Origin of the sequence: Streptomyces sp. NPDC020884, assembly GCF_044333935.1 — a bacterium.
GTDB lineage: Bacteria > Actinomycetota > Actinomycetes > Streptomycetales > Streptomycetaceae > Streptomyces.
The window spans coordinates 343885-358380 of sequence record NZ_JBIRRY010000004.1; the positions used below are offsets into that span (position 1 = coordinate 343885).

Annotated in this window: 10 protein-coding genes, 1 tRNA gene and 1 pseudogene; 4 read left to right on the plus strand and 8 right to left on the minus strand. The window is 69.9% G+C overall.

Features of this window, described 5'->3' with window-relative positions:
* Positions 1 to 26: 26 nt before the first annotated feature.
* Positions 27 to 1049: an ABC transporter substrate-binding protein gene (locus tag ACH4UK_RS15750; protein ID WP_398356613.1), complete on the plus strand. Its 1023-nt coding sequence runs from the start codon at positions 27 to 29 to the stop codon at positions 1047 to 1049.
* Positions 1046 to 1876, plus strand: a complete 831-nt coding sequence (locus ACH4UK_RS15755; RefSeq protein ID WP_398356614.1) for an ABC transporter ATP-binding protein — start codon at positions 1046 to 1048, stop codon at positions 1874 to 1876. Before ACH4UK_RS15750 ends, ACH4UK_RS15755 begins: the two co-directional genes overlap by 4 nt.
* Before the next feature lie 253 nt (positions 1877 to 2129).
* Here the strand turns inward: ACH4UK_RS15755 and ACH4UK_RS15760 are convergent, their stop codons facing one another.
* Both ACH4UK_RS15760 and ACH4UK_RS15765 read right to left on the minus strand, forming a co-directional pair.
* A complete protein-coding gene (locus ACH4UK_RS15760) occupies positions 2130 to 2858 on the minus strand; it encodes a sugar phosphate isomerase/epimerase family protein (RefSeq protein WP_398356615.1) in 729 nt (242 codons plus the stop codon).
* Between the two features lie 152 nt (positions 2859 to 3010).
* Positions 3011 to 6511: a ThuA domain-containing protein gene (locus tag ACH4UK_RS15765; protein WP_398356616.1), complete on the minus strand. Its 3501-nt coding sequence runs from the start codon at positions 6509 to 6511 to the stop codon at positions 3011 to 3013.
* Between the two features lie 221 nt (positions 6512 to 6732).
* Between ACH4UK_RS15765 and ACH4UK_RS15770 the strand changes: the two genes are divergently transcribed.
* Complete coding sequence (locus ACH4UK_RS15770) at positions 6733 to 7116, plus strand: MmcQ/YjbR family DNA-binding protein (RefSeq protein ID WP_398356617.1); 384 nt, start codon at positions 6733 to 6735, stop codon at positions 7114 to 7116.
* 89 nt (positions 7117 to 7205) lie between these two features.
* Here ACH4UK_RS15770 and ACH4UK_RS15775 read toward each other — a convergent pair whose 3' ends face one another.
* On the minus strand, positions 7206 to 8108 hold the full coding sequence (locus tag ACH4UK_RS15775; RefSeq protein ID WP_398356618.1) for a transketolase family protein: 903 nt from the start codon (positions 8106 to 8108) through the stop codon (positions 7206 to 7208).
* A 74-nt stretch (positions 8109 to 8182) separates the two neighbouring features.
* Positions 8183 to 8908, minus strand: coding sequence for a transketolase (locus ACH4UK_RS15780; protein ID WP_398356620.1), 726 nt, complete (start codon positions 8906 to 8908; stop codon positions 8183 to 8185).
* A gap of 127 nt (positions 8909 to 9035) precedes the next feature.
* Here ACH4UK_RS15780 and ACH4UK_RS15785 point away from each other — a divergent pair.
* Positions 9036 to 9109, plus strand: a tRNA-Pro gene (locus tag ACH4UK_RS15785).
* 193 nt (positions 9110 to 9302) lie between these two features.
* Here ACH4UK_RS15785 and ACH4UK_RS15790 read toward each other — a convergent pair.
* From ACH4UK_RS15790 to ACH4UK_RS15805, 4 genes and pseudogenes are all read right to left on the minus strand, one after another.
* A pseudogene (locus ACH4UK_RS15790) lies at positions 9303 to 9531 on the minus strand (response regulator transcription factor); the annotation flags it as partial.
* Between the two features lie 13 nt (positions 9532 to 9544).
* The gene (locus ACH4UK_RS15795; RefSeq protein WP_398356622.1) at positions 9545 to 9823 is read right to left on the minus strand and encodes a sensor histidine kinase; all 279 of its coding nucleotides are present in this window, start codon (positions 9821 to 9823) and stop codon (positions 9545 to 9547) included.
* 937 nt (positions 9824 to 10760) lie between these two features.
* Positions 10761 to 12191, minus strand: coding sequence for an endo-1,4-beta-xylanase (locus ACH4UK_RS15800; RefSeq protein ID WP_398356624.1), 1431 nt, complete (start codon positions 12189 to 12191; stop codon positions 10761 to 10763).
* A 276-nt stretch (positions 12192 to 12467) separates the two neighbouring features.
* The gene (locus ACH4UK_RS15805; RefSeq protein WP_398356626.1) at positions 12468 to 13550 is read right to left on the minus strand and encodes a lytic polysaccharide monooxygenase; all 1083 of its coding nucleotides are present in this window, start codon (positions 13548 to 13550) and stop codon (positions 12468 to 12470) included.
* Between the last annotated feature and the right edge of the window lie 946 nt (positions 13551 to 14496).

Genomic DNA, 14496 nt, shown 5'->3' on the forward strand with positions numbered 1-14496 from the left:
ATCCCCGTTGCGAGAAGGGCCAGCCCATGCATGCGCGCAGACTCCTGATCGGTGTCGTACCCCTCGCCCTGGTGGCCGCCACCGCCTGCGGCGGCGAGGACGCGTCGACCAGCACCAGTGACTCCGGCAAGAAGCTGGACAAGGTCACGCTGACGCTCAACTGGTATCCGTACGGCGAACACGCGCCGTTCTACTACGGCAAACAGCAGAAGATCTTCGAGAAGCACGGCATCGACCTGGACATCCGGGCGGGCCAGGGCTCCCAGAAGACGGTCCAGGCGACGGCCGCCGGGCAGACCGACTTCGGCTGGGCCGACACCCCGGCCCTGCTCGCGGGCGTCGACCAGGGTGTGAAGGTGAAGAGCCTCGGCGTCTTCCTCCAGACCACTCCGGCCTCCGTGCAGTCCTTCGACGCGAAGGGCATCGAAGGGCCCGCCGACCTGAAGGGGCGGACGATCGCCGGGACGGCCGGGGACGCGCTGTCCAAGACCTTCCCGATCTTCCTGAAGAAGAACGGCCTCGGCGAATCGGACGTCACCGTCCAGAACACCGACCCGGCGGGCAAGATCGCCGCGGTGATCTCGGGGAAGACCGACGGGCTGCTCGGCTACGCGAGCGACCAGGGTCCCACCATGCAGGACAAGGCCAAGAAGCCGGTCTCCTACCTCCGCTTCTCCGAGCACGGCCTGAACTTCTACTCCAACGGGCTGCTCGCCGGACAGAAGATCCTCAGCTCGAAGCCGGAGGTGTCGCAGCGCATGGTGAAGGCGGTCAGCGAGGCCTGGGCGGCCGCCGCTAAGGCGCCCGAGCCGGCCGTCGCGGCGATGGAGGGGGCATCCGAGCAGCTGCCGCCGAAGACCGTGCTGTCCGAGCAGTTCGCGACGACGCTGACCCTGCTGCACACGGCGGCGACCGAGGGCAAGGCGCCCGGCGTCAACACCGAGGCGGACTGGCAGCAGACCATCGACGTGTTCGCCGAGGCCGGCATGGTCACCTCGCCGAAGGCCGTGGGCGAGTACTGGGACACCGACACGGCGCTGAAGGGATGACGATGCCGGAACAGCAGACGACGCCGCGCGCCCCGTCCGCCACCGGGGCAGGCCCGGCGGCCGGGGTCCGGCTCGCGGACGTGGCGGTCCGGTTCCGCAGCAAGAAGCGCGATGTCACCGCGCTCAGCGATGTGTCCCTGGACGTGGCGCCGGGCGAGTTCGTCGCCATCGTCGGACCGTCGGGGTGCGGCAAGTCCACCCTCCTCAAACTGGTGGCCGGTCTGCTCACCGCCTCCTCGGGGGACGTCCTGCTCGGCGGCGAGCGCGTCACCGGGCCCCGGCACGACATCGGTTACGTCTTCCAGCGTGCGGCCCTGCTGGAATGGCGGTCGGCGCTGCGCAACATCCTGCTCCAGGCCGAGATCCGCCGTATGGAGCCGGCCCAGGCGCGCGGCCGGGCCGACGAGCTGATCCGGATGACAGGACTGACCGGATTCGAGGACGCCTACCCGCACGAGCTCTCCGGCGGCATGCAGCAACGCGTCGCGCTCTGCCGTGCGTTGCTGCACGAGCCGCCGGTCCTCCTGATGGACGAGCCGTTCGGCGCGCTCGACGCCCTCACCCGCGAGCAGATGAACACCGAGCTGAACCGGATCTGGCGGAGCACCGGCACCACGGTCCTGCTCGTCACCCACTCCATCTCGGAGGCCGTCTACCTGGCGGACCGGGTCGTGGTGATGAGCCCGCGTCCCGGCACCGTCACGGAGATCATCGAGGTGGGCCTGCCCGCGGAGCGCGACTACAGCGAAACGCTGGGCCGCCCGGAGTTCCGGGCCGCGGCGGCGCACATCCGCGACCTGCTGGGGGCGGTGTCCGCGCAGGACTGAGGGGATTGAGGGGCGAGAAGGAAGGGGTACGTGCCGGGCAGGCCTCCTGCCCGGCACGCTCGCGTTCACGGGAGCCGGAGGAGCCGGAGGATCCGGGGGAGCCGGGGCAGTCGGGGAGTCGGAGGGCGCGCGGCTGGTCGTCCTCGACACGCTCACCGCCCGGAGCGGGGGAGCCCTTTACCGCCCGGCACCGAACGCGGTCCGGCCCCGGGCGCCGTACCGCGCACCCGGGGCCGGACCTCCCTGCCGTCGCTCAGTAGCGCAGCCGGGACAGATAGCGGTAGCTGGCTCGCGCCGAGGCGAACGGATCGGCCGGGGCGTCGTGCTCCACCAGCCACTGCTTCACCCCGCCCTGCCGCGCGGTGTCGAACATCGCCGGGAAGTCCAGGATTCCCGACCCGACGTCCGCGAAGTCACCGTTCGGCGCCATGTCCTTCACATGGAGCGCGGGGAAGCGGTTCCGGTGCCGGACGAACAGTTCGCCCGGGTCGGAGGAACCGCCGTCGGCCGCCCAGTACAGGTCCAGCTCGAAACCGACCAGCTCCGGATCGGTCTCGTTCAGCAGGATGTCGTACAGACTGACGCCGTCCACCACCTCATGGTCGCTGCCGTGATTGTGGTAGAGCAGCTTCAGCCCGGACTCCCGGGCAGCCAGCCCCGCCCGGTTGAACTGCCGTGCCACCTCCCGGTATCCGTCCGGTGAGTGCAGCGAGCCCGGCAGGCTCGGCACCACGATCCACTTGCCGCCCAGCGTGTGGACGTCCTCCAGCGCCTGCGGCAGTCCCGAGCCGGTCACGAGGTCGTAGCCGACGTGCTCCAGCACCGCCTTGAGCCGGGTCCGGTCCAGCATCTGCCGTATCGCGGCAGGGGAGTTGCCGTGCCGGCCGCTGACGCCGACCGTCGCGTACCCGATCTCCGCGAGCTGCTCCAGCGTCCCCGCGAAGTCCGCCGCGAGCGGTGTCCGCATGGTGTAGAGGTGCATCCCGATCCCCGACGGCGGGATACGCCGGCAACCCGGCCGCCCGGCCGCGGCGGCCGGGACCGCGCCCAGCCCGACGGCGGCCACCGCCCCCAACGCCGTACCGAGAAAGGCCCTTCGGGCTCCGTTCACCTGATGCGTTCTCACAGGACTCCTCACTTCACATCGATACGGACGGCACCGGTGCTCGTGTCGCCCTTGTCGTCGGTGACCGTCAGATGCGCGGTGTAGGCGCCCTTGCGGTCGTAGGTGTGCGTCGCCGTCGCGCCCTCGGGCCCGGACGGCTTCACGTTGTCGCCGAAGTCCCAGTGGTACGAGGCGATCGTGCGGCCCTCCGCGGGCTTGACCGTGCTGCTCAGCGACACGGCGAGGGGCGCGGTGCCGGACCCGGGTCGGGCCTTCACGGCCACCGTGGTCCCGGCCTTCTTCTCGACGCCCGGACCGTTGAAGTGCAGCCAGTCGACCGAGAGCAGATCGGCCTTCTCGGGACTCCAGTCCGGGTTGGTGAAGACGGCGTACAGCGTGGTCGTTCCGCCCGGATCCTTGAGGTTCGTCGTCGGGGAGACCAGCTTGTCGTAGCCGCCGGTGTTGGGGATCTTCACCGAGCCCAGCAGTTCGCCGGTGGGGGAGCCGGACCGGAATTCCACCGTGCCGCCGAGCCCGCCGGACGACGCGCCGACCGTCACCGAGTCGACGTTCTGGAGGTTGACCGGGTCGAAGGCGACCCAGTCGCCGTCCTCGATCTCGATCAGCCGCTTTCCGCCGGACGCGTCGTCCCGACTGCCGGTCTCCGCACCGCCGTTCGCGCCGCCCGTCGTCGTCCGGTGCTCCGCCTCACGGAAGGAGGTGCGCAGGGTCAGCGAGGTGGAGCCGGTCAACGCGGGTGCGTCCGGTGCGCCCTTGTCCTCGTACTGGGCGGTGATTCCGTAGTAGAGGTTCTGCCCCGGTCCGTGACTGTCCCCGGCGTCCGTGACGATCTCGCCCGCGCAGCCGGTGTAGTTGTCCAGCGGGTGCAGATGGGTGTCGTGGCCGAGCTGCGACTGCACCACGACCCGCGAGCAGTCGATCGGTCCGCTCTGGTCGTCCTCCGCGTCGGTCACCTTCACCGTGAAGGGGATCGTGTCCCCGAAGCTGAACATCCCTCCGTCCGGGGGTTGTTGGATGGTCACCTCGGGCCGGGTATTGCCCACGGTGATGTCCTGCACCGCGAGCGCCGTCAGCTCGTCGGGGCCGGTCACGGTGAGCCGTGCGGTGTGCAGCCCCTTGGCCGTGTACGTGTGCGAGGGGTTGGCCTCGGTCGAGTCCGTGGTGCCGTCGCCGTCGAAGTCCCAGGCATAGCTGACCGGTTGGTCGCCGGGCAGCCCCGATCCCTCGCTGGAGAAGGTGACCGCGAGCGGAGCCTCGCCGCTGTCCCGGTCGACGGAGATCTTGGCGTCGGGCAGCCGGCCGTCGCCGACGTAGTCGATCCGGTAGATGCCCGCGCCCTCGTTGCTGCCGCCCCGGCCGGTGCCGCTGCCGAGGCCGAAGTCGATGACGTACATCGCTCCGTCAGGGCCGAAGTCCGCGTCGAAGGGCTGGTTCCACTCCATGTCCTCGAAGATGCCGTTGATCGACTGGAGGTCCCCCGCTTTCACGGGGTCGAAGCGGGGATCGGTGAAGGTCTGGTCCTCTCTCTGGAACGAGAACGTCTTGAACCAGCGCCGCGTCAGTTCGTAGCTGAACGACTTCCCCTCGAAGTACTCCGGGAACTTGGTGCGATAGGTGTTGTCCGGGTCGTAGTCGTAGACCGGGCCGCCCATCGGGCCACCGCCGCCGGTGCCCACCTCGGGGAACTCGGCCGAGGCGGAGTAGGCGTACCAGACCGTGGCGGGCTGGGCCGGCGGCAGCTCCCGCAGGCCGGTGTTGTTCGGCGAGTCGTTCACCAGGGCCCCGCAGTCGAACTTCGGGCCGGACTTCTTGGCCGCGAAGTCGTAGTCGTTGAACGGGGTGTTGTTCCCGACGCAGTACGGCCAGCCGAAGTTGCCCGCCTCCGTGATACGGGTGTACTCGACGGTGCCCTCCGGACCCCGGTCCGCCACCGCCTCGCGGGCGTCGGGGCCGTAGTCAGCGACCATCAGGGCCCCGCTCAGCGGATCGGTGGTGATCCGGAACGGATTGCGCATGCCCATCGCGTAGATCTCGGACCGCGTCTTCTCCGTACCCGGGGCGAAGAGGTTCCCCTCGGGTACGGAGTATGTCCCGTCGTCCTCGGGGGTGATCCGGAGGACCTTGCCCCGCAGGTCGTTGGTGTTGCCCGCGGTGCCCTGTGCGTCCCAGGCGCGTCGGCCCTCGCCCTCGTCGATCGGCGTGAATCCGTCCGAGGCGAACGGGTCGGTGTTGTCGCCGGTCGCCGCGTACAGGTGGCCGTCCTTGTCGAAGGCGAGCGAACCGGCCATGTGCGAGTTGGCCCGGCCCTCGCCCCGCAGCGTCGGAACGGTCAACAGCCTTTTCTCGGAGGCCGGGTCGACGGTATTGCCGTCAGCGGTGAAGCGGGACAGGTTCAGCCGCTTCTCGACCTTGTCGGAGTAGAGCAGGTACAGCCAGTTGTTCTCCGCGAACCCGGGGTCGAGCGTCAGGCCCAGCAGCCCGTCCGACTGACTCGTCATCTCCGGGGTGTACGCGAAGTCCAGTGCGGTGGAGACCTTCATCGTCTCCTGGTCGATCACCTTCAGCTTCCCGGTCCGCTGGGCGAAGAACACCCGGCGGTCGGGGGCGACGGCCAGTTCGAACGGGTCGGCCAGATCGCTCGTGGCCAGCGGGGTCCGCTGGAACGAACCGGTGCGCGTCGCGGTGCAGTCGCCCTCCGCCGCGCCGGCCGCCCACTGGATGCCGCCGAGGAGGTGCTTGACGAACCCCTCCTCCTGGAAGGACGCCTTGTCGTGCCCGCCCGCCGTGAACCAGGAGCGGCCGCCGTCGTAGTTCTGGCACCAGGAGAACGGGTGGTCCACGCCCTCGTCGAGCCCGTCGACACCGTCACGCACCTTGATCTGGGCGAGGGTGTGCACCTTGGACGTGGGGTTGGCGCGCCAGTTGTACCACTCCTCCTGGCGTTCCCAGAGGTCGGGCAGGTGCTTGGTCGAGGGGTGCGCATGGTCGAGGACCTTGATCCGGCCGGTCTGGGGGACGGGGTGCTGGTCGAAGATCGCGCCGACCAGGCCCTCGTACCACTCCCAGTCCCGCTCGCTGGCGGACGCGGAGTGCAGTCCGACCCAGCCGCCGCCCGCCCGGACGTACCGCTGGAGCGCGGCCCGCTCCTCGGCGTTGAGCAGGTCGCCGGTCTCCGGGGTGGAGTTGGTGTTGTTGAAGACGACGGCCTGGAACCGGCCGAGGTCCTCGTCGTTGAAGACCGAGGAGTCGGCGGTGGCCTCCACCTCGAAGTCGTGCTCGGCCCCGAGCTTCTTCACCGCCTCGATCCCGGCCGGGATCGAGGGGTGATCGGAGTTGGTGACCTCGGAGTAGACCAGCACCCGGAAGGACGCCGCCGCCTGCGCGCTGGGCGGCGCCGCCACCAACAGGGCGAGGACCAGGGCCAGCAGAGAGGTCAGAGCGATGAGGGGGGACGGGCCACCGGGGGAGTGGCCGGTGCGGGTGGCTCTGCGTAACGAACGGCGTTTCATGGGGCGCTCCCTGTGCGGTAGAAGCCGACTGTGGGGTGATAGAAAGCGCTTTCTGTAGTACGCCGTTCAGAGTAGGTTCAGCCCTCCGGCGGGGTCAATGGGTCTGCAGGGCCCACCGGGCCGGGCGCGACGCGTGGCCCGGTCGCGGGTGGATGTCAGTGCCGGGCGTTACGGTCGAATCCCGGCGACAGGCCGCCGGAGCCGTCGAAACGGAGACCGGGATGACCGCCGACGCCACGATCACCGCCGCCGATGTCCGGTCGGCCGCGCTGTCCCTGCCCGACACCACCGAGAAGCTCGCCTGGGGCCAGCCGACCTTCCGGGTGGCGGGCAAGATCTTCGCCTCGCTCGGGGACGACGAGACCACGATGGGCGTGAAGTGCCCCCGGGAGGACCGTGCCGAGCTGATCGCCGCCGAGCCGGAGAAGTTCTTCATCCGTGAGGGGCACGACGACCACTACGCGTTGATGCGCGTCCGGCTGGCCGCGCTGGAGGACGCGGGTGAGCTGGCCGCCGTCCTCGCCGACTCCTGGCGGCAGGTCGCCCCGCGCCGGCTGGGGGCGGCGCATCCGGAGCTGGGTGCGCCGGGGGAGGGCGACGACTGACGGCGTGGGGTCAGGGATTCCGGAAGAGAGCGAGGACTGACGGCGTGCGGCCAGGGGCGCCGTGAGGGGGCGACGACTGACGGCGTGGGTCAGGGGCGCAGGAATTCGGCGATCCGCTTCCGCAGGCCCCGCGGGTCCAGGCCGTGCGCGGCAATGTGCTCCTCCATCTGCCCGTACCGGCGCAGCTCGGCGCGGCCCACCCCCAGCCCGAGCACCCGGTGGGGCAGGTCGATGAGCGCTTCGCCCGCGGCAGCGGCCGAGGTGCCCGCCAGATACGGCTCCACGATCACCACGTCCGCGGTCGTGGCCGCACCGGCGGCCCGGCGTACCGCCGCCGCGTCGAACGGCCGCACGGTCGTCGCGTACAGCACGTTCACGTCCAGCCCCTCGGTGGCCGCGAGGACGTTGTCGAGCATCGGGCCGACCGCGACCACGGTCCCGCGCCCTCCCTCGCGCACCACGGTGAACCCTGCCGCGCCGCCCACCGGCCGTGCCTCCCGGTTCGCCTGGTGCGAGAGGCGTACGTACACCCGGTCGTCGCCGGGGACCGACTCCCGCAGCAGCGCCTCGGCCTCGTCCGGATGGCCCGGCACATGCACGGTCCAGCCGTCGAGCGTGTCCAGGAGGGCGACGTCACCGGGCGCCATGTGCGTGAAGCCTCCGGCGGGCGAGTCGTACGAGCCACCGGCGCTCACCAGGATCCCGCCGACCCCCTGGTGCCCGAAGTCCAGCTTGACCTGTTCGAACGGGCGCTCGATCAGGAAGCTGGCGAAGGTGTGCACGATCGGCCGCAGGCCTGTCAGCGCCATCCCCGCCCCGGCCCCGACCAGCAGCTGCTCCCGGATGCCGACGTTCACGACCCGGTCCGGGTGGGCGCGCCGGGCCGGGTCGAAGCCGGCGGCGCTGATGTCGGCGAGCACGACGGCCAGCCGGGGTTCCTCGTCCAGGAGCTGCGAGGCGGTGCTGATGAATCGGTCACGCATGGTGTCCATGAAGGGGTCCCTCCCGGGGGCTCCGGTGTGCGAGAAGCGGCGGGCGCGCGACGGGGCCTACGCGCCGGCCGGGGTCAGTTCTTGGGTTCGACGCGGGCGACGACGGCCAGCGGCCTGCCCGGGTGGGGCGCGGTGAACGCCGAGTGCAGGGCCTCGTGGTCGCGGCCGTCCACGGTCGCCGTCGCCCACCCTGCGGACGCGAACCGGGAGGCGATGCCGCCGGGCCAGCCGTGGGTGGCGGACGCGTTGTCGATCACCAGGGTGTGCAGCTGGCCGAGCCCGGCCGGGCCCGCGTGGGCGATGGCTTCGTGATTGCTGCCCTCGTCCAGTTCGGCGTCGCCGATCAGGACCCAGACCCGGGGCTCCGTGAGGCCCTGGGCGCGCAGGCCGAGCACGGTTCCGACGGCGAGCGGCAGCCCGTGACCCAGGGACCCGCTGCCGATCTCCGCCCCCGGCACCAGCAGCCGGTCCGGGTGGTGCCCGAGCGGTGAGTCGTACGTTCCGAAGCCGGGCAGCAGCTCCTCGCCGAAGAAGCCGTGCGCGGCGAGGACGGCGTAGTACGCCATCGGCCCGTGCCCCTTGGAGAGCAGGAAACGGTCCCGCCCGGGGGCGTCGACCGTGGCCGGTGCGACCCGCAGGACCCTGTTGTAGAGAACCCACAGGGCGTCGAGCGTCGAATGGGCGGCGGGGGCGTGCTTCTCGTCCCCGGTCATCAGGGCGATCAGGCGGGTGAGATCCCGGTAGTCGGGGGCGGGTGCTTCCAGGTGGGCGAGGTCCGGTGCTGCGATCGTTTCGGTCATGACACCGAGCGTTCAGCATCAACCATGCTTGAGGTCAAGCGCGGAATGGTGTTGGTGACCACCTGCTGGAGTGCGGTATTGTTCTCATGCGCGTTCAGCCAGGGGAATCCCCAGGTCAGACGGGCAGCGGGACGTGGCGCAGCTTGGTAGCGCACTTGACTGGGGGTCAAGGGGTCGCAGGTTCAAATCCTGTCGTCCCGACTCGTGAGAGTCGTGGATCAGGGCCGGTTTCGGAGAAATCCGAAACCGGCCCTTGGTCGTTCTTGGGGACCAGGTGGGGTCCGGCGTCCTTGACCGGGTCAGCGGGTCATGATGATGGGGCACGGCAGTGAGCGTGGCGTGCGCAGCACGTTGAAGTGGGCAGAGAGCGCCGCCCCGGCAGCCGTGATCTTGTGGCGTCGCCGCGGGCGGCGCCGCGCACTGCGTGCAGCAAAGTCTTCCGGGAGGATGTCCTTGACGAGGAACCCGGTGGCACCGGCGCGCAGCGCGTCGAGGACGTACTCGTCCATGCCGTAGTTGGTCAGCATGACGACATGGACGTCGGCCAGGGCCGGGTCTGGGGCGATGCGCCGGGTTGTTTCGATGCCGTCCATGAGAGGCATCTGGATGTCGATGACCCCGATCACGAGGCACCGCTCAGGGGCAGTTCGGCCTGGACGGAGAAGCCGCCCGCGACGCGGCTCGGTGCTCAGGTGACCCGCCCAGGGCGGTGACACGTTCGCGCATGCCGAGTAGCCCGAGGCCCGGCGTCGGCGGGGTGTCCTGCGTGGTCTCTCCGTCGTCGTCGACGTGGACGGCGAGGGTGCCTGGCCGGTGGTCGATCAGTACCGAGGCGGTGGTGGCGGCGTGCCGGGAAATGTTGGTGAGCGACTCCCGAACGATCCGGTACGTGGTGCGGCCTACCGCGGCCGGCACTGGGTGCGGATCCCCTTCGACCGTCAGCGCGGCCTTCAGCACGGTCGTCCGGCAGTACCACGAGCGGTGCCCGGTGTCGCGCGGCCAGCGCCAGCGCGCCGGCCGTCAGCAGCGCCACGCCCACAGCTCGCGGCCTTCGGAGGGGTGGGGCCCGGACAGCCCGGTGCCCAGCTGCAGCGCCGCCACCCCACGGAGATCGAACAGTCGGTGACCTTGGCCGGAATCGCGAACCGTCCGATATCCATGGGGGGCACCGCAGCCGGACACGGTGGCGGGCGGATCCGGCTCGCGGACAAGCAGCCGACTACCGCGGGCGCGGTACACGCGTCGCAACTGCCGCACCCGCGGTACCCGGATGCCGCAGCGACGGCAGGGGAAGTGCCTGCGTCTGCGGGACGACCGGTACAGGGACTGGGGGGGGCATGCTCGAGTCGCATCTCAGCTCAGGTTCAGAGACGGAGAAGGAGGAGAGCGACATGAGTGCTTCAGCCGGGGGTTCGTCGGCGCAGGCGCCGCGGTACCGGCCCTGTCGCTCTACCTCGTACGGCACAGGAGGCACCGCGACCGCTGCATGCCTCACCACAGCTCCGAAGCCGACCGGCGAAAGCCACCGACCGGCGAAAAACACTGACCGGCGGAGGTCTGGGCGGCGGACTTCGCTCGCGGAGGAGTCCAGACGGCTTCGGGCCCCAAGCCGATGTCGGGTTCGGCCGAGCGGAACCGCTGGTTGGACCCGTCGTGGTCGGCCCCTTGCCGGAGTCCACCGTCGCAGGTTCGGCGGGCGCCGGATTCGGCGCGGGGCCGATTCCCGTTCCCGACGGTCGCCGCCACCACGGCGGCGACCCCCAGGACCATCAATGTTGTCTCCCTGGAGTGGGCGGGAGAATCCGCACTGTTGGCCCGCACGGTGTCACCCGCTCGTCGACGACAGCTCCCATCAGGTGCGGGTCCAGCGTTGGTTGCTGCCGTTCGAGCAGGAGTAGAGCTGGATCAGGGTTCCGTTGCCAGTTCCGTTGCCGACGGCGTCGAGGCAGAGGCCGGACTGCACGCCGACGATGGAGCCGTTGGAGTCGAGGCGCCATTTCTGGTTGTCGCCGCCCCAGCAACTGTGGATCTGGACTTTGGCTCCGTTGCCGGTCCCGGCGGCGTCCAGACACTTGTTGCCGTAGACCCGGAGCTCGCCCGCGGCGGTGGAAGTCCACTGTTGGCTGGTGCTGCTGTTGCAGTCCCACAGCTGTAGCTGCGTGCCATCGGTGGTGCTGGCGTTCGGCACGTCCAGGCACCGGCCTGAACCGACGCCCCTGATCTCTCCGGAACCGGTCGGGGGTGTGGACGAGCCGCCGTTGAGCGAGTCGAGAACGGAGGTGTAGGCGGCCTTCTTGCTGCCGTCGTTGTTGAACAGCAGCGGCGTGTGATCCGGCCGCCAGGAGTCGCTGTCGCGCACGCCCCAGACGGTGATGCCGAGACAGCGCGGAACGGCCAGGCAGTCGTTGGTCACGCCGGCGTAGGTCGAGGCCGGGGCGCCCTGGATGTCGAGTTCGGTGATGGCCACGTCCACGCCGAGGGCGGCGAAGTTCTGGAGGGTGGTGCGGAAGTTGCTGTTGTAGGGACTGCCGCTGTTGAAGTGCGACTGGAAGCCGACGCAGTCGATCGGCACGCCGCGCTGCTTGAAGTCCCGGACCATGGCGTACATGGCCTGGGTCTTGGCCCAGGTCCAGTCCTCGACGTTGTAGTCGTTGTAGCAGAGCTTGGCCGCCGGGTCGGCGGCGCGCGCGGTGCGGAAGGCGACCTCGATCCAGTCGTTGCCGGTGCGCTGCAGGTTGGAGTCCCGCCGGGCGCCCGAGCCGCCGTCGGCGAAGGCCTCGTTCACGACGTCCCACTGGGCTATCTTGCCCTTGTAGTGGGCCATCACGCCGTTGATGTGGTCATTCATCGCCTGGCGCAGGGTGCTGCCGCTGAGGCTCTGCATCCAGCCGGGTTGCTGGGAGTGCCAGGCCAGCGTGTGGCCGCGCACCTGCTTGCCGTTCTGCACCGCCCAGTTGTAGACGCGGTCGGCGGCGGTGAAGTTGAACTGGCCCCGCTGCGGTTCGGTGGCGTCGATCTTCATCTCGTTCTCGGCCGTCACCGAGTTGAACTCACGGCCGGCGATCGTCGTGTACGCCGCGTCGCTCAACTTGCCCGAGGCGATGGCGGTGCCGAAGTACCGGCCGTTCTGCGCCGCCGCCGCGCCGAGCGTGTTCTCCGCGGCGTGCGAGGTCGGCGGGGCCACCAGTGGGGTGACCACGCCGAGGACGCCGACGACCAGCGCCAACAGCAAGCTGCGGATCTTCAGTCGGACAGAGGTTCTGGGAAGGGCATACGAGCCCATGACTGTGCCTCCAAGGTAGAAATCACGGAAGGGCTGACAGCGCAGGGGGTGTGTCGGCCGCGCCCATCGACGGGCTGGCTGATGCGGCGTGGGGCGCGTTGTGCTGGATCCCGTAAATATTTCGGCGTGGACAGCGACACAGGCGAAAGGCGTTGTCGCCCGAGAGGGCGTGGCGATGTGGGTGCCGTGGCCTCTCCATGGCCCAGCCGTCGCCCTCACCGCACGACAGAGCCGGTTCCCGCAGGGCGCGGGAACCGGCGCCGCGCGCGTCAGTCGCTACGGGGTGACGCAGCCGATCGAGCCGACAGGGAAGTCGTTGCCGGTCGATGTCGCGGTGAACCCGAAGGTGACACTGTCCTCAGGTGCGATCGTGCGGTTGTGATCGAGGTTTCTGACCGTGAGCGTGCCATCGAGTGCTGTGGTCAACGCACCGTTCCACACGCTGCTGACGTTGGCGCCCACGCCGGGCTTCCACTGCACGGCCCAGCCCTCACGCGCCGTCGTGCCGTGGTTCATGACTTCGACGGAACCCTGGAAGCCGCCGCCCCAGGAGTTGGTCACGCTGTAGACGGCCATGCACCCGGTGTGCGGGTCGGTGGGTGTCGGGGGCGGAGTGGGCGTCGGGGTCGGAGTGCCCCCCGAGCCGCGGATGCCGGTCACTTCGCCGTTGCCCCCGTCGAAGACGATGTCGGAGCAGGAGAAGAAGTTCTCCTGGCTGTCCGAGCGCACCCACTGGATGAACATGACCGCGTCACCCGAGCGACCCGAGGGCAAGTCCAGGTCCCAGTAGTAGTGGCCGCCGTCCGTGCCGGGCCCGCCCGCCTGCGGCGGGTCGGAAACGGTCTCGATCAGTTCCAGGTCGTCCCAGCCCAGCTCGGCGCTGGGCGAGTAGCCGGGCTTGGACAGGTACACCCGGAAGGAGCCCGGGTGCGCCGCCCAGTTGCTGTGTTTGACCTGGATCGTCTTCCCGGACGTCAGGTGCGTCCGGGGCCAGTCGGAACGTGGGGCGTTGTAACCGGTGAAGTTGTACGGCGACCGGTCACCGGCGCTGCACAGCTTTCCGTCCGGGACGTAACCCGCCCCCCGTCCGCCCGCGTTGGAGTCGAGCACGGCGAACCAGTTGTACAGCGCGTTCGAGCCGCTCTCGTCGAGCGCGGCCCTGCACGCCGGGTTCGTCGGATCCAGAGCGCCGGTGCCGGTCCTGGCGTCCAGCATGCAGAGGTAGGTGCGCGAACCCGGTGTCATCGTGACGCCGTGCGCCTGCGCGTCGCCCTGGCCCATTAACGTCAGGCCGATGGTGCCGAGCAGGGTCGCGAGCACCGCCGCCAGGGAGGCGAACAGCTTCTTGCGTCGGGCCATGAGATCTCCTGTGCTGTGTGGGGATGGACTTCCGTCTGTACTTCTCTCCTGCGGCAACCGTCGGCCGAGGAGTCTGGGGGGAGGCACCTGGATCAGCGGGGCGCCGGCGCGGGCGAGCGCCGCCGCGAGGTAGGCGTGATCGCTGTGGCCGGTGCAAGCCGCAGCCATCGGTCCCGTTGGAGGTGAACCGGTCGAACCCGGTCGGCGGTCGCCGAGCGCGGACCGGCTGTCGCACCGCAGGGGTCGACGATGTGCGGACCGAAAAGCGCTGCGCTGCGCATATCGCCGGTGCCTCCACCCTGTTGCCGGGAGGTGATGGAGGCCGGGCCGGCCCGTGTGCGGATGTGCGGATCGGTTCAGATACGGCCGTGCCGGTGAGGCCGGTCCCGCACGGCCGGGATCCGGCGGCGACCGGGCCGCTTCGGGTCGAAGTGGGCAGGAGTGATGGGCAGGTTGCGCGGAGCGCTGAGGGAGTGCGGTGACGCTCGCATGCGGGCCTCTCTGGGAGGAACGACCGGATGAGCGATCGCGGAATCGGCAGCGCCCGGCGGTTCGGCTCTGGGAGCGCTCCCACTTGCTGACACTTCGGACTGTAGGAGCGTTGCCGTGCTCCTGACAACCCATCGTGGAAGATGTCTCGCTCGGATCGACGAGGGTGCGGGGTAGGGGGGCCTGTCGGGCCGGAATCGAATGGTGTCGTCCGTCCGGACGGCTGCCTCCCATGAGTCCGCTGAAGCGAGTCGGCTGGAGCGAGAAGTGAATTCTGTGCAACCGCTTGACGGCGCGGCTCTCGCCCCCGAAGTTGTTGGGAGCGCTCCCACTCCTGGTCGTACCCCGCCGGACGTAATCGGGTGCCCCATCACCGCGTGCTCTGCCCCCTCCCGGAAGGACTTCGGCGTGCCGCAACACCAACCACTCGTCCCCCGCCCGTCCCGTAGGCTCCGCC

What these genes read in the sequence shown, in the direction of transcription:
- ACH4UK_RS15750 (WP_398356613.1), top strand. Translation starts at nt 27, where the DNA reads ATGCATGCGCGCAGACTCCTGATCGGTGTCGTACCCCTCGCCCTGGTG.
- ACH4UK_RS15755 (WP_398356614.1), top strand. Translation starts at nt 1,046, where the DNA reads ATGACGATGCCGGAACAGCAGACGACGCCGCGCGCCCCGTCCGCCACC.
- ACH4UK_RS15760 (WP_398356615.1), bottom strand. Translation starts at nt 2,858, where the DNA reads ATGCACCTCTACACCATGCGGACACCGCTCGCGGCGGACTTCGCGGGG.
- ACH4UK_RS15765 (WP_398356616.1), bottom strand. Translation starts at nt 6,511, where the DNA reads ATGAAACGCCGTTCGTTACGCAGAGCCACCCGCACCGGCCACTCCCCC.
- ACH4UK_RS15770 (WP_398356617.1), top strand. Translation starts at nt 6,733, where the DNA reads ATGACCGCCGACGCCACGATCACCGCCGCCGATGTCCGGTCGGCCGCG.
- ACH4UK_RS15775 (WP_398356618.1), bottom strand. Translation starts at nt 8,108, where the DNA reads ATGGACACCATGCGTGACCGATTCATCAGCACCGCCTCGCAGCTCCTG.
- ACH4UK_RS15780 (WP_398356620.1), bottom strand. Translation starts at nt 8,908, where the DNA reads ATGACCGAAACGATCGCAGCACCGGACCTCGCCCACCTGGAAGCACCC.
- ACH4UK_RS15800 (WP_398356624.1), bottom strand. Translation starts at nt 12,191, where the DNA reads ATGGGCTCGTATGCCCTTCCCAGAACCTCTGTCCGACTGAAGATCCGC.
- ACH4UK_RS15805 (WP_398356626.1), bottom strand. Translation starts at nt 13,550, where the DNA reads ATGGCCCGACGCAAGAAGCTGTTCGCCTCCCTGGCGGCGGTGCTCGCG.